Here is a 19,886-nt window from a genome sequence, read left to right on the forward strand (position 1 = left end):
CATCGTCATCACCTACTGCACGCAGTGTCAGTGGCTGCTGCGCGCCGCCTGGATGGCGCAGGAACTGCTGTCCACATTCACCGAGGATCTCGCCGAAGTGGCGCTGACGCCCTCCACCGGCGGCACCTTCACCATCGCCTATGACGGCGAGACGATCTGGGACCGCAAGCGCGACGGCGGGTTTCCCGATGCGAAGACGCTGAAGCAGCTGGTACGCGACCGCCTCGATCCCGGCCGCGATCTGGGGCATATTGATCGTTAGCTTGAACCGGGCTGCGCCGTATGCAGATTTTTACGCAACTGCCGCACAGCACTTTGGAGGTTTCGGCCGGTACGATTGCCGGACTGCCCGATGAACGGCTGCGCCGGCTGGCAGACTACTGGTTCGCGCGCCGCAGCGGTAACAGTGTGCCTGCCCGCGCCACCATCGATCCGATCGATTTTCCGGCTTTGCTGCCCAACATCCTGCTGATCGAACGCGTGATCCAGGACGGCACCGACCGCTACCGCTTTCGCCTCACCGGCACCGACATTGCCCGCTACACCGGTCGCGAACTGACCGGGCGATTTCTCAACGACGTCGTGCCCGCCGACTACCACGACTATGTGCGGCAGATGAATCGTGTGGCGCTGGGCCAGCGCCGACCGGTCTATTCTTCCAGCCTGTATCACGACAAGGGCGATTTCGTGAATGCCATCACCTATCGCCTGATCATGCCATTGACGAGCGGCACGGCTGACGGCGAACCCGATTTGCTGTTTGTCTGCCAGTTCTGGCAGCGCCGCGCCGAACCTGGCCCTTGGCACGGCGACTGGCGCAGCGTGACGCCGGAAATCCGGGTGATCGAGGCGGCGGCATGACGCGGCAACTCTCGCCGCCTGTCCGGCATTGCCCGGCAAAACTTTCCGGTTAACGGCCGTTCACCATATCCCGCAGCAATGTGATTTCGCTGTAATCCGCAGTATTCGCCGCGGATCACCGGTAGTCACGCATGGCATGTCGATTGCTTCTCAGTCTGCAGAGGACGAGGAGACATTCCATGTTGGGTGCGATCGGCGGGTTCAATCCGCTTGCAATGCTGGGCGGCATGGCCGCGACCAAGGCCATTGATGCCGTCAGCAGCATCTTTGCCCCTGAGCCGCCGCCGGAGCAGACCAGCGAGCTGAAGCCGCTGGTTCTCAGCAAGGATCAGCAGCAGCTCCTCGACTTCGCCAAGATTGAAGACGCCAGCAAAATGCGGCTGGCCTGGTTCGACGAGCAGCCAGTGGCCCAGAATGCGGCCGATATGGATGCGCAGCAACGCAGCCAGCTCGAAGAAACCCTCCGCAAGAAAACGGAAGATCATGTGCGGGCAATGACCGGCAAAACGTCGGGTGGCCTGGTCAATCTGGTTGCCTGAGGAGCGACATGACCTCCGCAATTTCGAACTATTTCACCAATCCCTACTACGGCATCAACCAGGCCGGCGGCGTCAAGCCGGCGGATTACGCCAAAGGTCAGGAAGAGTCCTCCAAACAGGGGGCGTCTGCGTTGGGCGCTGCCCCGCCGGAACTGGCCAAGGATGCGCGCGAGCAGTTCCTCGATTACGCCAAGCTGTCGGTGCCCGAGCGCATCCGTAAGCAGTTCCTCGAAAGCAAAGGCCTGGACGAGAAGTCGCTGGCGTCGCTGTCGGAGGAAGAGCGCAAGGCGATCGAGGACGAGTTCCGCGAACTTCTGGAGAAGAAGTTCAAAGATGAAATCAACAAGAAAGGCGAGCAGACCGGTCTGGTCGCCAATATCCTGGTCTGACCGTCATTTCGATTTCTCGCCTGCCGGGTCTTAAATCCGGCCGGCTACGAGAATCTTCAGGCCGGCTTACCCACCGCCAGCGCGGCGCGCCAGGTCGGATCGTCATTGAGGAAGGCTGCCTCCGGTCCCGCCCCACTGCATCGAAGAACCGCCCGATGAAGCAGCGGAAGGCGGTGCAGAGCGCGATTTCGGAAATATTTGCATCTGTGAAACCGGCTGTGCGCAGGGCGTCGACATCTGCCGGTGTCACCTGCGAAGCATCGCGGGCCACTTTCTCGGCATAGATCAGCATAGCGACGTCACGCGGTGGCAAACCGGCCGACCGGAAATCACGCTGCACGACCGGCACCATCTCCTTACTGCCGAGATCGGCGGTCAACTGCTTGCCGTATACCATGGAGCAGTAGGTCGAGCGCACCTCGCGCGCCGGGGTGACGCCGACATCGGCCGGCGCCGCTCTTGCCGAAGGCCTTGGCAACATCTTCGAGAGCATGTCCGGCTTACGCCAACGCAGCCGCAGCGCGGCACGTCCGGCACGACTGCGTGTCGGACTGAGTGCGGCACTGGCGCAGCACTGGCTGGTGCGCCGCCTGCCCGAGTTCAGCCGCCGGCATCCCGGCATCGAGATCGAGTTGGCAATCTTCACCACGCGAGCCCAGGCCGAGGCGCGTGGCGGCGACCTCGACCTGCGTATCCACTGGGTGAAGCCGGAAGAGGCGCGCAACAGCAGTACACAGACACTGCTGTTCCGCGAGCAGATCTTCCCGGTCTGCGCGCCGTCGATCGCCAAAAAGCCATTGCGTGACCCGACGAAGCTGACCGAACTGCCTTTGCTCTATAAGTCGGCCGAGAACGGCCAGGGCGCAGAATGGGAATGGAGCACCTGGTTCCGCCTGCTGGGCCTCAATGCCAAACCGAAGCCGCGCCTGCGTTTCGAGGAGATCGGCCTGGCGATTGCGGCGGCGCTGGAAGGCGGCGGCGTGGCGCTGGGACGCTCCCTGCTGGTGCATGACGCCCTGCAGGATGGCCGGCTGGTGCGCCCGCTCGGCGAGGGCTGGGCGCTGCCGTCCAGCAAGGTGCATCTGGCACGCTGGCCGGCGGCGCTGTCGCGGGATCTGCGGCTGCAGGCTTTCACCGCCTGGCTGGCGGCCGAAACAGCCAAAACGGTGCAGCTGGCGCAGATGCCGGCCAGACAGACTAAGCTGCGGGTAGGAAAGGGATAATCCGGCACTCCCGGTTATGCATGGCATCCCTGCGCCGCCGTCATTGCGGCGCAACAAATCTACACTTGTCACAATCGGGTCCGGGCCGTATATACCCGCCCAACCCTAGCTGAAATCTAAAGGAATCGCGCCCGACCGCCCCAGTGGACGACCGGGCCTTTTGTGTAAGCCGCATGGAAATCCGCAATATCGCCATCATTGCCCACGTCGACCATGGCAAGACCACCCTGGTTGACGCCCTGCTGCGCCAGTCCGGCTCGTTCCGCGAGAACCAGCAGGTCGCCGAGCGCGTCATGGACAGCAACGACCTGGAGCGCGAGCGCGGCATCACCATTCTCGCCAAGTGCACCTCGGTCGAATGGCACGGCACCCGAGTCAACATCGTCGACACCCCCGGCCACGCCGATTTCGGCGGCGAAGTCGAACGCATCCTGTCGATGGTGGATGGCGTGGTGCTGCTGGTGGACGCCGCCGAAGGCCCGCTGCCGCAGACCAAGTTCGTGCTGGGCAAGGCGCTCGGCCTCGGCATGCGGCCGATCGTCGTCATCAACAAGGTCGACCGCCAGGATGCCCGTCCAGTCGAAGTGCATTCCGAGGTCTTCGACCTGTTCGCGGCGCTGGACGCGACCGAAGAGCAGCTGGACTTCCCCTGCATGTTCGCCTCGGGCCGCAGCGGCTGGGCCGATGACAGCCTGGAAGGCCCGCGTAAGGATCTGGCCCCGCTGTTCGACCTAGTCGTGCGCCATGTGCCCGCGCCGACGGTGGAACTCGACAAGCCGTTCCGCATGCTGGTCACCACGCTGGAAGCCGACAATTTCCTCGGCCGCATCCTTACGGGCCGCATCTATTCGGGCAAGCTGAAGGTCAACACTCCGATCCATTCGCTGCGCGCCGATGGCAGTGAGATCGAAGTGGGCCGCGTCACCAAGCTGCTGGCCTTCCGTGGCATTGAACGCGTGCCGGTGGAAGAAGCCGATGCTGGCGACATCGTCGCCATTGCCGGCCTGACCACCACAACGGTGGCCGACACCATCTGCGAACCCGCTGTCACCGAGCCGGTGCCGGCCAATCCAATCGATCCGCCGACGCTGGCCATGACCTTCTCGGTCAACAACTCGCCCTTTGCCGGCAAGGAAGGCAGCAAGGTGCAGAGCCGCGTGATCCGCGACCGTCTGCTGCGCGAAGCCGAAGGCAACGTCGCCATCCATATCCGCGAAACCGAAGAGAAGGATGCCTTCCAGGTCGCCGGCCGCGGCGAACTGCAGCTTGGCGTACTGGTCGAAGTGATGCGTCGCGAAGGCTTCGAGTTATCGATCAGCCGTCCGCGCGTGCTGTTTCAGAAGGACGAGCAGGGCAACCTGCTGGAGCCGATCGAGGAAGTGCATGTCGATGTCGACGACGCCTTTACCGGCGTGGTCGTGGAAAAGATGTCGCTGCGCAAGGCCGAGTTGCGCGACATGCGTCCGTCGGGCGGCGGCAAGACCCGCATCACCTTCCATGCCCCCTCGCGCGGCCTGATCGGCTATCACGGCGAGTTCCTGACCGACACGCGCGGCACCGGCATCATGAACAAGCTGTTCCATGGCTATGGCGCGCATCGCGGCACCATTCCGGGCCGCCGCAACGGCGTGCTGATCGCCAACGGCACCGGCGAAACCGTCGCCTATGCACTGTGGTATATCGAAGAGCGCGGCACCCTGTTCGTCGATCCGGGCACGCCGGTCTATGAAGGCATGATCATCGGCGAAAACAGCCGCGACAACGACCTCGAAGTCAATCCGATGAAGGCCAAGCAGCTGACCAACATGCGCGCATCCGGCAAGGACGAGGCTGTGCGCCTCACCCCGCCGCGCAAGATGACGCTGGAGCAGGCGATCAGCTACATCGGCGACGATGAACTGGTGGAAGTGACGCCGAAGAGCGTGCGCATCCGCAAGAAACTGCTCGACCCGAATGATCGTAAGCGTGCATCGCGCGCTGCCGACGCCGCCTGACCCTGCGGTAGAAAATCTAACCAACTCTTCTGTGGATAAGGCCGGGCGATGCCCGGCCTTTTTCTTTGCCTGCTTCGGTCCAAATACCCGTAAGCGGTTGATATACCGCGGCTTTCTATCCTGCTTTAATCTACACATTAGCGTTTATTACAGACTCACAAACACAACCCTAAACAGATATTCTCTTGAGAAGGGTTTTCGAGTTTGGGATGATACGACTAGAAATAGCCCGAAGAGGCGAGTCACACCCGTCGCTGCCAGTCCACGTCCACGCGCCCTCCCCGGAGCAATCATGACGAAACCGGCCCTGAACCTGCAAAGCCTTCGCTTCCTGGTCGCGGATGGCAACAGCTACTTCCAGAGCATCCTGCACGGCATCCTGCATGCCCTTGGCGCGCAGCATATAGCTGTTACCGGTAACGGCGATGATGCGCTGGCGCGCAGCCGTGCCGAAATGACCGACCTGCTGATCTGCGACTGGAACCTGCCGCAGCTCGATGGCTTCGCCCTGGTGAAGCACATCCGCGGCGACAATCATAATCCCAATCGCCATACACCGGTGATCGTGCTGACCAGCCACGCCCAGGCGCAGAATGTCGAGCGCGCACGCGACTGCGGCGCCAATCTGGTGCTCGCCAAGCCGCTCTCGCCGAAGATGATCTACGATCGCCTGCTCTGGATCGCGGAAGATCCGCGTCCCTTCGTGCTGTCGCCGGTCTATATCGGACCGGATCGCCGGTTCAAGGAAGGTCCGATGCTGGGCGATGCTGACCGCCGTGGCGGTGCGCCTGGTAAGATGCCGGCGTCGCATCCTGCCGCTGCTCCGGTCCGAGCCCCGGCGCTGGCTCATTGAGGCTGTGATGAGCAATCCGTCGAACGGCGGCGAAACCGACGCCGCACCGGCCTCACAGCCCGCCGATGTCCAGATTCTCAAGATCAAGTCCCGCTTCTCGATGCTGGCGCTGCGCGAAGGCGGCAAGCCGGCCGCCGCGGCACTGAAGGCTGCCGATGCTTTCCTGCAGGCCGAGCGGAACCGCTATCACGGCTGGGTCAGCGATGCCCTGCAGCAGCTGGATCAGATCCTGGACGAACTGCCGGGCAGCATCCCGGAGGCTCTGCAGGCAGCTTACGGCCTTGCCATGCAGATCCGGGATCTCGGCGGCACCTTCAATGCGCCGCTGGTGACCGACGCCGCCGACAGCATGTGTGAACTGCTCTACCGTCTGCATGCCGCCGGACTTTACAACGCCCAGGCAATTGCCACGCATCAGGCGGTCCTACGGCTGGTCTGCGCCGCCGATCAGGGCCAGACCAGCCCGGACGGAATGATGGAAATGCTGGCCGGATTAAAGAAGATCGTGGGGAAATTTCCGCGCCCGCAACTGCCAGTCAAGCCGGGCGCAGGCAGCACTGCCCAACCGCACTGAGCAGCACTTAGTTCCTCACACTGGCGCAGTAGCGCGTCGAGGAGCGAATTTTTGCGCAGGCCGCATCGGCATCCTTGCGCTCGGCAAAGCCGACCAGCACCAGCCGTGCAAAGGCGCCGCGGCTGGGCGTATCCACCCATTCGACCAGCGGATCATACTGGCCATACAGCGATGGATTGCCCTTGAGCAATTCCTGCCATTCGTTGATCGCGGCAGATTCCGTGCGATGCGAGGCAAGATGCGCCCGCCAGCCCGGCGCCACGACAGAAGTCATATCCTTCATACTGCCCGCCATTTCAGGCGGCGTCGGCGCGGCACCGGTGGCAGCAGCCAGCTTCTGCAGCTCCTGCGCCCTGGCGGGATCGTCCACAGCAGCCGGCGATGGTGTATAGCCGGCCGGCAGTCCCGGCGCGCTGGCGACCACTGTCGGCCCCGCAACAGGCGTTGACGGGGGGGCGGTGAAACTGGTCGCAGGCGCGGCACGCCCCGCCGGGCTGCGCGGTGCAGGCGCCGGCGGCTTGTCAGCCGGCGACGGCGCTTTTGCCGCCGCGACGCGGTCAGCCTCGGCCGCCAGCCTCTCGGCATCCTGATAATTGACCGGGGTGGTGTTGCTCTGGTTGCGCCCTTCGCTGGTGGCCGCGCGCTGCGCGGCCCAGCTGGCCTGCGCCACGGTGCCGGGCGGCGGCAGCGGTGTTTCCTCGCGCGGCGGATCGACCGGATACATGCCGAGCTGCCTCTGCAGTTCGTAGTTGCCGCGCTTGAAACCCTCGCAGCCGGCCAGCAGGCCGGCAGCAAGCAATAGCGCAATGACGTTACGGCAGGTCATGGACATTCCTTCTGAAGGCCCGTTCGCCCCCATTTTAGGCTTATCCAAGATGACCGGCCAAGGTAGAAACTTGGTTAAAACAAGGAGGAATCATGCCTGTGATCGACATCAAGGCCGAAGTGACCGGCAAAGTCTGGAAGCTGGAGGCGGCGCCCGGCGCCAGCCTAGCCGCCGGTGACGTCGTGATGATCCTTGAATCGATGAAAATGGAGATTCCCGTCGAGGCGCCCAAGGCGGGCAAGCTGGGCGCCCTGACCGTCGCCGAGGGCGACAGCGTCAAGGAAGGCCAGGTGCTGGCCAGGCTGGAAATCTGAAGATCAATCCCCGGTCCAGTGCCGGCGGATCAGCGGCAGCTGTGAGACTGAGAACAGCACGGTCAGGCCGATCAGCCCGAAAACCTTGAAGGTGACCCAGAACTCTTCGCTCTGTGTACGCCAGACCGCTTCGTTCAGCGCCGCCAGCAGGATGAAGAACAGCCCCCAGCGCAAGGAGAGCGCGCGCCAGCCGGCCTCATCCACCGTGATCGACTTGCCGAGCACTTTTTGCAACGGAAGCTTGTTCACTGCCAGGCCGCCAAGCAGAACCACCGCGAAGATAGCATTCACGATGGTCGGCTTCATTTTGATGAAGCTGTCGTCCTGCAGCCACAATGTCAGACCGCCGAAGATGCCGACGCCGGCTGCAGCCACAACCGCCAGCCACGGCAGGCGACGCAGGAAGAACCACGACAACACCAGGCCCACGACCGTGGCCGCCAGCAAGGCCGCCGTCGCCGGCATCAGCCCCTGGCTGAGATAGACCACGAAGAACAGCGCCAGCGGCCCGTATTCAGTGGCGGGCTGTAGCCAGCCCGGTGCGGTACGCTGGCTCACCGCAAGGCTGCCGCGATATTGCCGCCATCCACTGTAGCAACGGCCGCCGTGGTCTTGGCTGCGACAGCCAGCTGCACAAAGGCCTGCGCCACGTCGGCTGCTTTCACTTCGCGCCCCAGCAGGTTGCCTGACATGTAGTCCTTCTCGCTGACCCCACGAGCCTTCGAGCGCTTGGCCACCATCTCGTCGGTCAGCAGTCCTGAGCGGATGCGGTCGGCGTTCACGGCGGAAGAGCGGATGCCTTGCGCGCCGTAGTCCAGCGCATACTGCCGCGACAGGAACAGCGTCGCTGCCTTGGGCAAACCATAGGGGCCGAAATCCGGGCCGGGATTGACCGCCTGCTTGGAAGCATTGAACAGCAGGCAGCCACCGGTTTTCTGCGCCAGCATCACCTTCGTTGCGGCCTGCGCCACATATTGATGACTGAAGAAGTTCAGCTCGAACGACTTGCGCAACAATTCGTCGGAGACCTCGCCGATCTTGCCACCCCAGGCATTGCCGGCATTGGAAACAACGATATCGACGCCGCCGAAATGCTGCACGACTTTGGCAAACGCCGCCTGTACCGCCTTCGGGTCGGTAACGTCACAGGCCACACCAATGCCGCCGAGTTTCCCGGCCACTTCAGCGGCCTTGGCGCCATCGAGATCGAAGACGGCAACTTCGGCGCCTTCGGCCGCCATCGCCTTCGCCGTGGCAGCGCCAATCGCCCCTGCTCCGCCGGTAACGATTACAACCTGGCGCGACAGCGGCTTCTCGCCGCCCTTGCCCAGCTTGGCCTGTTCCAGCGACCAGTATTCGACATCGAAGATGTCGCGCTCCTTGATGCTGGTGAACCGGCCGATGGCTTCAGCCTTGGTGATGATGCTGACCGCCATTTCGGCGACATCGCCAGCGATCACCGCATCCTTGCGGGTCTTGCCCACCCCGACCAGACCGAGGCCGGGAATGAGCAGCGCGCGCGGCATAGGATCGAGGATGATCTTCTTCGGCACTGCCTTGGCATTGTGTCGCTCGAAATAGGCCTTGTACTTCTTGATGTAAGTCTCGACCGCCTTCTGCGCTTCCGCCTTGAAGGCCTCCAGCTTGCCGGCTTCGGCCGCCGGCAGCACCAGCGGCCAGGGCTTGGTACGGATCACGTGATCCGGCGTCACCGTGCCGGCCTGGCTGTAGCGCATCACATCCTTGCCGCGTGCGAAGGCCTGAATCTCATCGCTGTTGCGCAGGTTGAAGACCCAGCGCGTAACGGCACCGTCGTCGTTGCCCGGAATGCTGAGCAGGCCGCGCAGGATCGGCAGCACGTCTTCGGCAGTTGCCAGCTTCTTGGGCAGCGCGCGTGCCGGCGTGAAGACGGTCTTCTTGCCCTTGGCAAGATGCCTCTCTGCTTTCGAAACGAACTCGATCATCAGGTCATAGGCCTCCTTCGCCGTCTCGGCGAAGGTGAAGATGCCATGCTTGAGCAGGATCAGGCCCTGCGCCTGCGGATTGGCCTTGAAAGCGGCGGCAGCTTTCTTGGCAAGGCCGAAGCCCGGCATTTCGTAGTCCACCAGCGCGACTCGCTTTCCATAGAGCTTGCGGCAGATCTCTGCGCCATCCGGCTGGTCGGTGATCGCCAGCACGGCGGAGGCATGGGTATGGTCGATGAACTTGTGCGGCAGGAAAGCATGGAACAGCGTTTCCACCGACGGATTGGGTGAGGTGCTGTCCAGCAGGTTGCAACGCTGGATGTTGACCATGTCTTCGTCGGTCAGCTGCTTCAGGGCGATCAGCTCCTGCAGCGGCTGCAGCCGCACGGCGGGCAGTCCCGGCGGCTCGATCACCGCCATATCCCAGCCCGAGCCTTTCACACAGAGCACATCGACCGGCTTGCCGAGCGGATCGGGCATCGTGGTCTTCACCGAAGTGTTGCCGCCGCCATGCTGCACCAAGTCCGGCACGCCGCCGAGCAGGCGCGTCGTGTATGTCCGAAGCGCCAGATCCTTGTTCACGCCCTGCTTGGCGTAATGGGCAATCGCCGTCTTGGCATCGCGGTCGGACCAGAGATTCTTCATGGGGCAGTTCCTGTACTTTCAAAGTCCAATTTTTTTAACTCGTCATTCCCGCGAAAGCGGGAATCCAGTGATGGAAGGACTGGGCTCCCGCTTTCGCGGGAGCGACGGAAACAGAACTACGCAAACTCGGGATACAGTTTCATCAAACCGGCCTCGCTGGCGGCGCAGACGCCGCGCTCGGTGATCAGGCCTGTCATAAGCCGCGCAGGCGTGACATCGAAGCCGAAATTGGCGGCCTTGCTGCCTTCCGGCGTAATGGTGACCGGCACGATCTCGCCATCGGAGGTGCGACCGCTCATCACCGTGACCTCTTCCTGCGCACGTTCCTCGATGGGGATTTCCTTCACGCCGTCGCGGATCGTCCAGTCGATAGTGGAGTGCGGCAGCGCCACGTAGAAAGGCACGCCATTGTCATGTGCGGCCAGCGCCTTCAGATAAGTGCCGATCTTGTTGCAGACATCGCCCGCGCGCGTGGTGCGATCCGTGCCGACAATACACATATCGACATGGCCATGCTGCATCAAATGGCCGCCAGCATTGTCGACGATCACGGTATGCGGTACGCCATGGCTGTTCAGCTCCCAGGCAGTGAGCGACGCGCCCTGGTTGCGCGGACGAGTTTCATCGACCCAGACATGCACGGGGATGCCGGCATCATGCGCCTTGTAGATCGGCGCAATCGCGGTTCCCCAGTCCACCGTGGCGAGCCAGCCGGCATTGCAGTGGGTAAGAATATTGATGGTGCGTTTGCGCCCGGCCTTTTCATAGAGTGCGTCGATGATCTTCAGGCCGTGATCGCCGATGGAGGAACAGGTGGCGACATCGTCGTCGGCAATCTCGGCGGCGACCTGATAGGCCACGGCTGCGCGGTTGGCGGCGGGCTGGTTATGGATCGCGTTGCGCACGCGATCCAGTGCCCATTTCAGGTTGATTGCGGTCGGTCGCGTCTCGTTGATGACCGTGTAGGCCTTTTCCAGCATGGCATCCGAAGGATCGGCCCGCATGGCCAGCGCCAGCCCATAGGCGCCAGTGGCGCCAATCAGCGGGGCGCCCCGCACGATCATCGCCTTGATGGCATGGGCCGCCTCTTCCCAGGTGGTGAGGTTGGTGGTGACGAAGGCATGCGGCAGCCTGGTCTGATCGATGATGCCGACCGACCAGCCGTCGCCGTTGACCCAGATTGTGCGGTAGGCTACGCCCTTAACCTTCATATCTCGCCCTGCAAATGGCCGGAAAACGCGCGGAAAGTAGCGGACCCGGCCTCCAGGGGCAATGCCGGATGGCCGGCAAAAGCCGCCTTGTCACACAGGTTTCTCCAGTCTTTTTCGCGAGTTTCCCTGAATGCTGCCGGTCCTGCTGCTTACCGTCGTGATCGACCTGATCGGCTTTGGGCTGATCCTGCCGCTGCTGCCGTTCTACGCAACCAGTTTCGGTGCTTCGCCCGTCACGATTGCCATGCTGGCAGCGGTCTTTTCCATTGCCCAGTTCCTGTCTGCCACGCCGCTCGGCGGTCTGTCGGATCGCATGGGCCGCCGGCCGGTCTTCCTCGCCTGCATGGCGCTCACGGTCATCGGTTATATCTGGCTGGCGTTTGCCGACAGCCTGTTGACCATTTTCCTGGCCCGCACCGTCGCCGGCATCGGCAGTGGCAAGATATCGATTGCCCGTGCGATCATTGCTGACAGCACCCCGCCCGAACAGCGTGCTCGCGGCATGGGCCTGATCGGCGGTGCCTTTGGTATAGGCATGATCCTGGGCCCGCTGATCGGCGGCTTGCTGGTCGGCCCGGATCCGCAGCACCCGAATTACACCCTGCCGGCCCTGGCTGCCGCCACCAGTTCGGGGATCGCTCTGCTGCTGGCCATTTTTACGGTCCGCGAAACCCGCCCCAATGCCTCGCATACGCTGGCCGGACTGGCGCTATGGCGCAATCCCTTCGCACCGCTGCGGCAGCTCAACCGCGTGGTGGTGGCATTAATCGCGATCAACTTCAGCATCAATTTCGTCTTCTCTCAGATCGAAGTGCTGTTTCCGCTCTTTTCCGCCGCGCGGCTGGACTGGCATGCCTATGAAGTCGGCATCGCCTTCACCTTCATCGGCACCATCGTGCTTTCGATGCAGGGCTTCCTGATCGGACCGCTGACCCGGCTGTTCGGCGAGCGCAAACTGCTGACGATGGGCATGATCAACCTGGCCGCCGGCACCGCGATGGCGCACTGGATCGTCTCCACGCCAACGATGGCCTTCTCGATTGTTCTGACGGCAACTGGCGTTGCGATGATTGGCCCCACGATCAATAGCCTGGCCTCGCGCAGCACCGAGGCGACGCAGCAGGGCATCGCGCTGGGCACCATGGAATCTCTGGCTGCGCTTGGCCGTACCTTCGGACCGCTCTGGGGCGGCTGGTTGTTCGACCGCATCGGCATCAATGTGCCCTACTGGATCGGCGGCGCTATCCTCATCGTCACGCTGACGCTGGGCTGGCGCAGTATCCATCCAAAGGAACAGCCGTGACCGAGGCCTACCGCGCCATGCTGGTTCGCCGCCTTGGTCCGCCGGAGGCGCTCGAACTGGCCGAACTGCCGCGCCAGCCGCTAAAGGCTGGCGAGGTACGCATCGGCGTCCGCACCGTCGGCGTCAATTTCCCGGATCTCCTGCAGGTGGCCGGTCAATACCAACACAAGCCGCCGCTGCCCTTCGTGCCGGGCTTCGAGGCTGCTGGAGAAATCATCGAGACAGCGCCCGACGTGACGGGTTGGCGCACCGGCGATGCCGTACTGCTGCGCGCCGCCAGCAGTTATGCCGAAGAGTTGGTCGCGCCTGCCGCCGCATTGTGGCCCAAGCCGGCGGATTGGAGCTGGGAGGAGGCTGCTGGCTTTCCCGTCTGCGCCAGCACGGCCTGGATCGCGCTGCTCTGGCGCGGCAGGTTGAGGCCCGGCGAGACACTGCTGGTGCTGGGCGCCGGTGGCGGCACCGGCCTCGCGGCCGTCACTTTAGGGACGCGGAGCGGCGCGCAGGTGATTGCGGTTGCTTCGTCAGCGGAAAAGCGCGCCGCCGCGCAGAAAGCCGGCGCGGCGCTGTGCATCGACCCTGCCGCGGAAGGCTGGGAGAAATCCGTGCAGGCTGACGTGGTGTTCGATCCGGTGGGTGGCGAGGTTTCCAGCACGGCGTGGCGCGCACTCAAGCCGGGCGGCCGCTGGCTGGTGATCGGCTTTGCCGGGGGCGCGATTCCGCGCCTGCCCGCCAACCGCCTGCTGCTCCGGGAAGCAGAACTGATCGGCGTGCGCGCTGGTGAGCAGGCGCGCCGCGTACCGGCCGCCGCCAAAGCTCTGGATCATGGCATGAAGGAGTGGCTAGTCGGCAGCGAGGGAGGTCGGCCGCTGATCGCCAGAGTCTACCGGCTTGATGAAGCTGCCGCTGCCCTGCGACAGCTCGCCAACCGCAAAGCCGCCGGCAAACTGGTTCTGCAGCCCCGCTAGCGGCCCCCCTGCAAGAGGACCGGGACGATGACGCTCGGGCGGCAGGGTGACGCTGACCGTGGTGCCCTCGCCCAGCCGGCTTGCGATAAACAGCTCACCGCCATGCAGTTCGACCAGGCTGCGGGACAGCGACAGACCGAGGCCGGTGCCTTCATGACTGCGCGACAGCGCATTGGCCACCTGGCTGAACGGCTGCTGCACGCGTTCGATATCTTCCTCCGCGATGCCGATACCGGTATCGGTGACGGCCACTTCCAGCCGACCATCGGCCAGTAATTCACAGCGGAGCTCGACACTGCCGCCCTGCGGTGTGAACTTGACCGCATTGCTGACAAGGTTGATCCAGACCTGACGCAGGCGGCGCATATCGCCCCACAAAGCCGGCGCCGGATCTGGCACTTTCTTGGTCATGGTGATGCGGCTGTTGGCGGCACGCTCACGCACCAGCAGCAACGCAGCCTCCAGGTTTTCGTTCAGGTCGACCCATTCCTCGTCCAGCGACATCTTGCCGGATTCCACCTTGGCCATATCCAGAATGTCGTTGATCAGCGCCAGCAGATGCTCGCCGCTCAGCACGATGTCGCGGCAGTATTCGCGGTACTTCGCATTGCCAAGAGGCCCCATCATCTCATCCATCAGCACCTGGCTGAAACCGAGGATGGCATTGAGCGGCGTGCGTAGCTCGTGGCTCATGTTGGCAAGGAAGTCGGACTTGGCGCGGTTGGCCTCTTCGGCCTGCTCCTTGGCCAGCATCAGCTGCTGCTCGTTGCGGCGCTGCAGGCTGACATCGCGGAACATGCCCTCGATCATCACCAGGTTGCCGGTCTCGTCGGTGACGCGGCGCAGCGTCTTGGAAACCCAGACGGTGGCGCCGTCATGCCGGCGCATCTCGGAACGGAAGTCGCGTGCCAGGCCGTGCCGCTCAAGCTGCTTGAGCAGTTCCTTGCGACGTTCGGGATTGACATAGAGCTGTTCGCCGGCGCGGGTCACGGTGGCGAGCATCTCTTCCGGCGAGGAGAAGCCGAAGATGGCGGCACCGGCCCGGTTGATCGCCAGCACGCGGCCTTCCGGCGTCACCTGCACGATGCCTTCATGCACGTTGTCGAAAATCTGGCGATATTTGGCTTCGGCCTGCCGCAGACGGATCTGCGCCCGCTTGCGCACCGTGATGTCGGTGAAGACCGAGACATAGCCGATGCTGCCGTCAGCGCTGGGCAGTCGGCGCCAGTCGAAATTCAGCCAGGTACCGTCGGTCAGCCGCACTTCCTGCTTGCGGTCGGCGCGAGTCGAGGCGTCGATATAGGCATTGATCCAGGCGGAAGCCTCTTCGGCCCGGATCGTCAGCACGCCGCGCGAGACCAGCAGCCCGAGGAATTCCTTCGCCGGCAGGCCCGGCCGCAGCAGATCGACAGGCAGGCCGAACAGATCCGGCAGACGGCGGTTGAACTGCACCAGATTGGGGCCGGCATCCCAGACCGCGAAACCCTCGCCCATCGTGTCGAGGGCGGCATGCAGCAGGTGGTTTTCGGTAACGACGGCTTCGGGGGACTCGTCCACGGCATCGCGATGGCGGGCCAGCGCCGCCATGAACCTGTCTTCACCGAATGGCGGCTGTGTCACCGCTCTCCCCCTGTTCGCGATGCCCGAGGGCCGAACCGATTTGGCAAGCTCAGGTTCCGATGATACAACCACTGCATCCGAACCAAGCTCCCGACCTGTTAAGCCGATTCTTATCTTTATGCGCGTTTTTCGAGCGCAAAATTTGTCACACAGGCCGGTCCCGGCCGCAACAGGAAATCGGCAATTTCACTGATCCTGACGGGATTTAGATAAGCAGCAGTAGGGTGTCTGCCGTGCGTTATGCGCACTCAGGTAGCAAAAATCACGAAAAAAGGCCGGCCGCTTGCGCGACCGGCCCTTTCGAACCCACGAAACCGTCGGAAACAGCCTGCTCAGATGCAGTAGCTCTTCAGCGGCGGAAAGCCGTTGAAGCCGACCGACGAATACGTCGTCGTATAGGCGCCGGTGGACAGTATCTGGATCTTGTCGCCAACTTCCAGCGCCAGCGGCATCTGATACTCGGCCTTCTCATACAGGATGTCGGCGCTGTCGCAGCTCGGGCCGGCGAGCGACACACGGCCGGTCGGGCCGCCATCGCGCGGGGTCAGGATGCGGTACTTGATCGCCTCGTCCATGGTCTCGGCCAGGCCGGAGAACTTGCCGATGTCGAGATAGACCCAGCGACGGTCGTCGTCGTAGTCCTTCTCGGAAATCAGCACGACCTCAGCCTGGATCACGCCGGCGTCACCCACCAGGCCGCGGCCCGGCTCGATGATCATCTCGGGGATCTTGTTGCCGAAATGCTTGGTCATCGCGTCGCTGATCGCCTGGGCATAGGCTTCCAGCATCGGGATATCGGTGCGGTACTTCGCCGGGAAGCCGCCGCCGAGATTGACCATGCGCAGGTCGACGTCGTGCTGCTGCAGCACGCTGAACATCTGCGAAACCTGGGCAACCGCCTTGTCCCACTGGTTAAGGTCGGTCTGCTGCGAGCCGACATGGAAGGAAATGCCATAGGGGTCCAGCCCCAGCTCGCGCGCCTTGACCAGCAGGTCGGCGGCCATGCGGGGAGCGCAGCCGAATTTCTTCGACAGCGGCCATTCGGCACCTTCGCATTCCATCAGCACGCGGCAGAAGACCTGCGAGCCCGGCGCCAGTTCGGCCAGCTTCTCCAGTTCGCAGAGCGAGTCGAAGGCATACAGGCGCACGCCCTGCTCGAAAGCCCAGGCGATGTCGCGCTTCTTCTTGATGGTGTTGCCGAAGGAAATGCGGTCCGGGCTGACGCCCTGGTCCATGCACTGCCGGATTTCGTTGGCCGAGGCGGTGTCGAAACTCGAGCCGAGCGTACGCAGGCGGCGCAGGATTTCCGGGGCCGGGTTTGCCTTGATAGCGTAGTAGACCTTGGCCAGCGGCAGCAGGCGGCGCAGTTCGCGGTAGTTCTGCTCGACGACGTCGATGTCGACGACCACGAAGGGTTCGGTGTCCTTGGCTTCCGCCAGGAAACGCTGGAGCTTCGGGGTCAGCTGACCGGGCTCAACACGGGGTTTTGCGGCGGAACGTCGCAGACGGGTATTGGTGCGGCCAGCGGCTGCAAGCATCGAAACCTCCCTCTCGGACCGGCTTTAAACCGGCACAGCCTTTCAAGCTGTGCGACCAAAAAGGACGCGTTCGTCGTTGCATAACCTGCCAGGGGCCATCGGCACGTGCGGGTGCGTCGTTGAAGCGGTATTTACAACATCTCCCCCCCATTGCAATAGGAAATTGCCCCTGCCCAAAAATTTTTTGCCGGCACCGTGTTCTGCGTGTCACAGCAGCGCTACGCCGACGTGACAGACGAGTGCAAGAAAGCCGCATGGCTTGCGGCTTTCTCTGCTCTCTCCGGCTTTTGCACGGCAACGCCGGCGACGGCCGATAAAAATTTGGTAAGCAGTGCGGGAAGCGACGCGCGGCAGGATTTGAGCGCTACGACGGCTCGTCGCGGTGCGACATCAAGGCCGAGTCTATCGCCGCCGCGAGGCTTCAGCGCGCCGCGATCTGGCTGGTGAGGCCGACGAAATCCTGCAGGCGCTGGGGCGGCAGCTGCGCCGGCTGGCTCGGCGGGGCGTAGCCGGTCAGGCGGGTGAAGTCGCCGATCTTGTCCAGACGCACACTGGCGCCCCCGGGCGCGGCGACGTCCGCGCGGCCGACGCTCAGCAGTGCCACTTCGGCGCAGTCGGGCAGGATGCGGCCGGCCACGGTGGCGGCCTTCACCGACACGGTACCGCCCGGCAGCACGACATAGACATTCCCGGGATTGGCGGAATCGAGGTGGAAACTGCCGCGCTCGACCCGCAGCACCACACGGTCGGCGGCGAACTCGTCCACCGTGATGGCGCTGTTGGGGCCGATGATGACCGTGGAACGGTCGTCGAGGGTGAACTTGAGCCCCGAACCCGGGCCGCTGACCAGCCGGTTGCCCAGCACGATCGGCAGGTCGCGGCGACTCTCCTGCCCCACCACGCGCGGCGCGGCGCGGACGGCAGCAATCGCCGTGGCGGCGGTCTGGCCGCCATTCAGGTCGGAGGCAGCCAGCGCCTGCCCGGCCCAGGCCGAAGCGGCGAGGCCGGCAGCAACGGCAACGGTGAGAGTCAGAGAAACGCGCAGCGCGCGGCGAATAAGCATGGCAGCCATGACACGGCACCTCGGGTTGTCGGATTGCCCCGACTATGCCGGATGCTCGGCCAGATGGCTGTGACGGCGGCTACGAAGCCGCCCGCTATTTCCGGCTATTTGGTGCCGTAGATGCGGTCGCCGGCATCGCCGAGGCCCGGGCGGATATAGCCATGGTCGTCCAGCTGTCGGTCGACCGCACAGGTGTAGACCATCACATCGGGATGGGCCTCCTGCATTACCCGCAGCCCCTCGGGCACGGTCAGCAGGCAGACGAACTTGATCTGCTGGGCACCGGCTTCCTTCAGCCGGGTAACCGCGGCGGCGGCGGAGTGGCCGGTCGCCAGCATCGGATCGACCACGATCACCAGGCGCTGCGCCACGTCGTCGGGCAGCTTGAGGTAATATTCCACCGGCACCAGCGTCTCGGGATCGCGGTAGAGGCCGACATGACCGACACGGGCCGACGGCACCAGGTCGAGCATGCCATCCAGGATGCCGTTGCCGGCGCGCAGGATAGAGACGAAGCAGAGCTTCTTGCCCGACAGCAGCGGGGCCTTCATATGCTCCAGCGGCGTCTCGATATCGACCTTCTCCAGCGGCAGGTCGCGGGTGACCTCATAGGCCAGCAGCAGACTGACCTCGCGCACCAGGCGGCGGAATTCGGCGGTCGAGACCTCCTTGCGGCGCAGGAGGGTCAGCTTGTGCTGCACCAGCGGATGCATGACCACGGTGGCATTGGGAAACGCGTTCATCGGTAACTCTCCCCCGAGAATGAAATCAGAAAACCGTACCGTCGCTGGCGATGATCAGAGGCGGACCACCATCGGCGCGCTTCTCCTTCGCAATCCGGCGCCCGGCAGCCCAGGTGCCGCCCTCCAGAATGCGGGCCAGCGGCATCTCGGCCGCCGTCTTACCGAGCCGTTCCCGCACCGGACCGGCAATATGGTCCAGCAGTGCCAGGGTCAGCGCCCGCCACTCCACCACGGCCTCGTCCTCGACGGGGATGGGAAATTTCTTCAGGGCGTCATGGCGCACCACCAGCACACCCAGATCGATGAACAGGCCGCCGTTGCGGTATTCCGGCAGGCCGGTCAGTTCATCCAGACCGGTGACCGTGATCCCGGCATCCTCGAAGACTTCCACCAGCGAATAGGTCAGCCACTGCGACAGCTTGTGGAAGGGGATCAGGCCGGAAGTGAGATCATCGCTCATCAGGCCGCGATGGCGCCAGACGTCGCCAAGATTGGCCCCACCCAGCGTGATACGGGACGGCCAGATCTGGCCAAGGCCCTCCAGCACGGCGGCGAGAATGGCCGTCGCCGGCAGCTTGCCGTCCTTCACTGCATTGGCTAGCAGGTAGTCGTACAGACCGCCGATACGGGCATCGCTGCCGAACAGGTCGGGCCGGTTTTTCAGCGCCTGGCCCAGGTTGCGCATCAGAGCTGCCCGTCCCTCCACGCCCACTAGCGGATTGCTATCCGAGACCTGGAAGGCGTGCGCAATGGCGTTGGGCGCCAGCGGCAGCAGCCCGGCGGCATCGGCGCGCAAAGGCTTCGACTTGTCGCCCGAGAACAGCCCGGCCTGGAAAGCATGCAGGCTGGCGACCGCCAGACCTTCCGAGCGCGTGACCGTGCGGCCGTCTTCGTCATACTTCCACTGCGGGCCGGAACCGGCGTCCAGCAGCACGCTGGTCACGCAGAGATCGAAGCGGATGCGGGCGATCTCGTCTCGGTCGAGGCCGCCGAGGCTTCCAACCAACTGGCCCCAGCGGTCGATGCCGTTGGCGGCGAAATGCCGCCAACGCGCATGATAGGGAATCTGCAGCGTGGGATAGTTCTGCCTGATCGTCTCGGCCACATAGTCGGCCGCCGCCGGCAGCGCTGAAAGATGCAGCTCAAAATTCGGCATCGCGTCGCGCTCGGCCAGGCCGAACATGGCATGGCAGCGCTCGCGGACAGCCTTGGTGGTGCGCAGCCAGGCAACCGCCTGGGCCGGATCGTGCAGATTACTCAC

20 protein-coding genes and 1 pseudogene are annotated in these 19,886 nt (G+C 63.8%); 11 read left to right on the plus strand and 10 right to left on the minus strand.

Annotated features, from left to right (window positions below):
- Position 1: 1 nt before the first annotated feature.
- From CTR53_RS03085 to CTR53_RS03100, 4 genes are all read left to right on the plus strand, one after another.
- Positions 2-262 carry a SelT/SelW/SelH family protein gene (locus tag CTR53_RS03085; protein WP_290809331.1) on the plus strand — a complete coding sequence of 87 codons (261 nt, stop codon included), beginning with the start codon at positions 2-4 and terminating at the stop codon, positions 260-262.
- A gap of 20 nt (positions 263-282) precedes the next feature.
- Positions 283-861, plus strand: a complete 579-nt coding sequence (locus CTR53_RS03090; RefSeq protein WP_290809332.1) for a PAS domain-containing protein — start codon at positions 283-285, stop codon at positions 859-861.
- Between the two features lie 179 nt (positions 862-1,040).
- Positions 1,041-1,400, plus strand: a complete 360-nt coding sequence (locus tag CTR53_RS03095) for a hypothetical protein (protein WP_290809333.1) — start codon at positions 1,041-1,043, stop codon at positions 1,398-1,400.
- 8 nt (positions 1,401-1,408) lie between these two features.
- A complete protein-coding gene (locus CTR53_RS03100) occupies positions 1,409-1,789 on the plus strand; it encodes a hypothetical protein (RefSeq protein WP_290809334.1) in 381 nt (126 codons plus the stop codon).
- Here the strand turns inward: CTR53_RS03100 and CTR53_RS03105 are convergent.
- Positions 1,740-2,282 (minus strand): hypothetical protein, encoded by a 543-nt coding sequence (locus tag CTR53_RS03105; RefSeq protein ID WP_290809335.1) that lies wholly within the window; start codon positions 2,280-2,282, stop codon positions 1,740-1,742. The two genes, CTR53_RS03100 and CTR53_RS03105, sit on opposite strands and share 50 nt — an antisense overlap.
- On the opposite strand from CTR53_RS03105, the gene CTR53_RS03110 reads away from it, so the two are divergent.
- The 4 genes from CTR53_RS03110 (at position 2,281) to CTR53_RS03125 (ending at position 6,433) form a co-directional block, all read left to right on the plus strand.
- On the plus strand, positions 2,281-3,012 hold the full coding sequence (locus tag CTR53_RS03110; RefSeq protein ID WP_290809336.1) for a LysR substrate-binding domain-containing protein: 732 nt from the start codon (positions 2,281-2,283) through the stop codon (positions 3,010-3,012). The two genes, CTR53_RS03105 and CTR53_RS03110, sit on opposite strands and share 2 nt — an antisense overlap.
- 173 nt (positions 3,013-3,185) lie before the next feature.
- Entirely contained in the window at positions 3,186-5,006 is a 1,821-nt protein-coding gene (gene typA / locus CTR53_RS03115; RefSeq protein WP_290809337.1) for a translational GTPase TypA, read from the plus strand.
- A 292-nt stretch (positions 5,007-5,298) separates the two neighbouring features.
- Positions 5,299-5,859, plus strand: a complete 561-nt coding sequence (locus tag CTR53_RS03120) for a response regulator (RefSeq protein WP_290809338.1) — start codon at positions 5,299-5,301, stop codon at positions 5,857-5,859.
- 7 nt (positions 5,860-5,866) lie between these two features.
- A complete protein-coding gene (locus CTR53_RS03125) occupies positions 5,867-6,433 on the plus strand; it encodes a hypothetical protein (RefSeq protein WP_290809339.1) in 567 nt (188 codons plus the stop codon).
- 7 nt (positions 6,434-6,440) lie between these two features.
- On the opposite strand, the gene CTR53_RS03130 is transcribed toward CTR53_RS03125, so the two are convergent.
- Positions 6,441-7,259, minus strand: coding sequence for an SPOR domain-containing protein (locus CTR53_RS03130; protein ID WP_290809340.1), 819 nt, complete (start codon positions 7,257-7,259; stop codon positions 6,441-6,443).
- A gap of 92 nt (positions 7,260-7,351) precedes the next feature.
- Here CTR53_RS03130 and CTR53_RS03135 point away from each other — a divergent pair, with 92 nt between their 5' ends.
- On the plus strand, positions 7,352-7,573 hold the full coding sequence (locus CTR53_RS03135) for a biotin/lipoyl-binding carrier protein (protein ID WP_290809341.1): 222 nt from the start codon (positions 7,352-7,354) through the stop codon (positions 7,571-7,573).
- Positions 7,574-7,576: 3 nt separating this feature from the next.
- Here the strand turns inward: CTR53_RS03135 and CTR53_RS03140 are convergent, their stop codons facing one another.
- The 3 genes from CTR53_RS03140 to mtnA all read right to left on the minus strand — a co-directional run bounded on the left by CTR53_RS03140 (position 7,577) and on the right by mtnA (position 11,393).
- The gene (locus CTR53_RS03140; RefSeq protein ID WP_290809342.1) at positions 7,577-8,131 is read right to left on the minus strand and encodes a septation protein A; all 555 of its coding nucleotides are present in this window, start codon (positions 8,129-8,131) and stop codon (positions 7,577-7,579) included.
- Positions 8,128-10,182 carry a bifunctional aldolase/short-chain dehydrogenase gene (locus CTR53_RS03145; RefSeq protein ID WP_290809343.1) on the minus strand — a complete coding sequence of 685 codons (2,055 nt, stop codon included), beginning with the start codon at positions 10,180-10,182 and terminating at the stop codon, positions 8,128-8,130. Before CTR53_RS03145 ends, CTR53_RS03140 begins: the two co-directional genes overlap by 4 nt.
- A gap of 116 nt (positions 10,183-10,298) precedes the next feature.
- On the minus strand, positions 10,299-11,393 hold the full coding sequence (gene mtnA, locus CTR53_RS03150; protein ID WP_290809344.1) for an S-methyl-5-thioribose-1-phosphate isomerase: 1,095 nt from the start codon (positions 11,391-11,393) through the stop codon (positions 10,299-10,301).
- Between the two features lie 130 nt (positions 11,394-11,523).
- Here mtnA and CTR53_RS03155 point away from each other — a divergent pair, with 130 nt between their 5' ends.
- Together CTR53_RS03155 and CTR53_RS03160 are read left to right on the plus strand one after the other, a co-directional pair.
- Positions 11,524-12,696: an MFS transporter gene (locus CTR53_RS03155; protein WP_290809345.1), complete on the plus strand. Its 1,173-nt coding sequence runs from the start codon at positions 11,524-11,526 to the stop codon at positions 12,694-12,696.
- Positions 12,693-13,661 carry an NADPH:quinone oxidoreductase family protein gene (locus CTR53_RS03160; protein WP_290809346.1) on the plus strand — a complete coding sequence of 323 codons (969 nt, stop codon included), beginning with the start codon at positions 12,693-12,695 and terminating at the stop codon, positions 13,659-13,661. Before CTR53_RS03155 ends, CTR53_RS03160 begins: the two co-directional genes overlap by 4 nt.
- A 45-nt stretch (positions 13,662-13,706) precedes the next feature.
- Here CTR53_RS03160 and CTR53_RS03165 read toward each other — a convergent pair.
- From CTR53_RS03165 to CTR53_RS03185, 5 genes and pseudogenes are all read right to left on the minus strand, one after another.
- Positions 13,707-15,248 (minus strand): annotated as a pseudogene (locus tag CTR53_RS03165) (PAS domain-containing sensor histidine kinase); the annotation flags it as partial.
- 365 nt (positions 15,249-15,613) lie between these two features.
- On the minus strand, positions 15,614-16,744 hold the full coding sequence (locus tag CTR53_RS03170; protein ID WP_290809696.1) for a type III PLP-dependent enzyme: 1,131 nt from the start codon (positions 16,742-16,744) through the stop codon (positions 15,614-15,616).
- Positions 16,745-17,240: 496 nt separating this feature from the next.
- Positions 17,241-17,891 (minus strand): FecR domain-containing protein, encoded by a 651-nt coding sequence (locus tag CTR53_RS03175; RefSeq protein WP_290809347.1) that lies wholly within the window; start codon positions 17,889-17,891, stop codon positions 17,241-17,243.
- A gap of 95 nt (positions 17,892-17,986) precedes the next feature.
- Positions 17,987-18,625, minus strand: coding sequence for a uracil phosphoribosyltransferase (upp, locus tag CTR53_RS03180; protein ID WP_290809348.1), 639 nt, complete (start codon positions 18,623-18,625; stop codon positions 17,987-17,989).
- Between the two features lie 25 nt (positions 18,626-18,650).
- A complete protein-coding gene (locus tag CTR53_RS03185) occupies positions 18,651-19,886 on the minus strand; it encodes a URC4/urg3 family protein (RefSeq protein ID WP_290809349.1) in 1,236 nt (411 codons plus the stop codon).

Source organism: Ferrovibrio sp., assembly GCF_002796975.1.
GTDB lineage: Bacteria > Pseudomonadota > Alphaproteobacteria > Ferrovibrionales > Ferrovibrionaceae > Ferrovibrio.

What these genes read in the sequence shown, in the direction of transcription:
- typA (WP_290809337.1), top strand. Translation starts at nt 3,186, where the DNA reads ATGGAAATCCGCAATATCGCCATCATTGCCCACGTCGACCATGGCAAG.
- CTR53_RS03110 (WP_290809336.1), top strand. Translation starts at nt 2,281, where the DNA reads ATGTCCGGCTTACGCCAACGCAGCCGCAGCGCGGCACGTCCGGCACGA.
- CTR53_RS03105 (WP_290809335.1), bottom strand. Translation starts at nt 2,282, where the DNA reads ATGCTCTCGAAGATGTTGCCAAGGCCTTCGGCAAGAGCGGCGCCGGCC.
- upp (WP_290809348.1), bottom strand. Translation starts at nt 18,625, where the DNA reads ATGAACGCGTTTCCCAATGCCACCGTGGTCATGCATCCGCTGGTGCAG.
- CTR53_RS03130 (WP_290809340.1), bottom strand. Translation starts at nt 7,259, where the DNA reads ATGACCTGCCGTAACGTCATTGCGCTATTGCTTGCTGCCGGCCTGCTG.
- mtnA (WP_290809344.1), bottom strand. Translation starts at nt 11,393, where the DNA reads ATGAAGGTTAAGGGCGTAGCCTACCGCACAATCTGGGTCAACGGCGAC.
- CTR53_RS03125 (WP_290809339.1), top strand. Translation starts at nt 5,867, where the DNA reads ATGAGCAATCCGTCGAACGGCGGCGAAACCGACGCCGCACCGGCCTCA.
- CTR53_RS03095 (WP_290809333.1), top strand. Translation starts at nt 1,041, where the DNA reads ATGTTGGGTGCGATCGGCGGGTTCAATCCGCTTGCAATGCTGGGCGGC.
- CTR53_RS03135 (WP_290809341.1), top strand. Translation starts at nt 7,352, where the DNA reads ATGCCTGTGATCGACATCAAGGCCGAAGTGACCGGCAAAGTCTGGAAG.
- CTR53_RS03175 (WP_290809347.1), bottom strand. Translation starts at nt 17,891, where the DNA reads ATGGCTGCCATGCTTATTCGCCGCGCGCTGCGCGTTTCTCTGACTCTC.
- CTR53_RS03100 (WP_290809334.1), top strand. Translation starts at nt 1,409, where the DNA reads ATGACCTCCGCAATTTCGAACTATTTCACCAATCCCTACTACGGCATC.
- CTR53_RS03145 (WP_290809343.1), bottom strand. Translation starts at nt 10,182, where the DNA reads ATGAAGAATCTCTGGTCCGACCGCGATGCCAAGACGGCGATTGCCCAT.
- CTR53_RS03155 (WP_290809345.1), top strand. Translation starts at nt 11,524, where the DNA reads ATGCTGCCGGTCCTGCTGCTTACCGTCGTGATCGACCTGATCGGCTTT.
- CTR53_RS03090 (WP_290809332.1), top strand. Translation starts at nt 283, where the DNA reads ATGCAGATTTTTACGCAACTGCCGCACAGCACTTTGGAGGTTTCGGCC.
- CTR53_RS03120 (WP_290809338.1), top strand. Translation starts at nt 5,299, where the DNA reads ATGACGAAACCGGCCCTGAACCTGCAAAGCCTTCGCTTCCTGGTCGCG.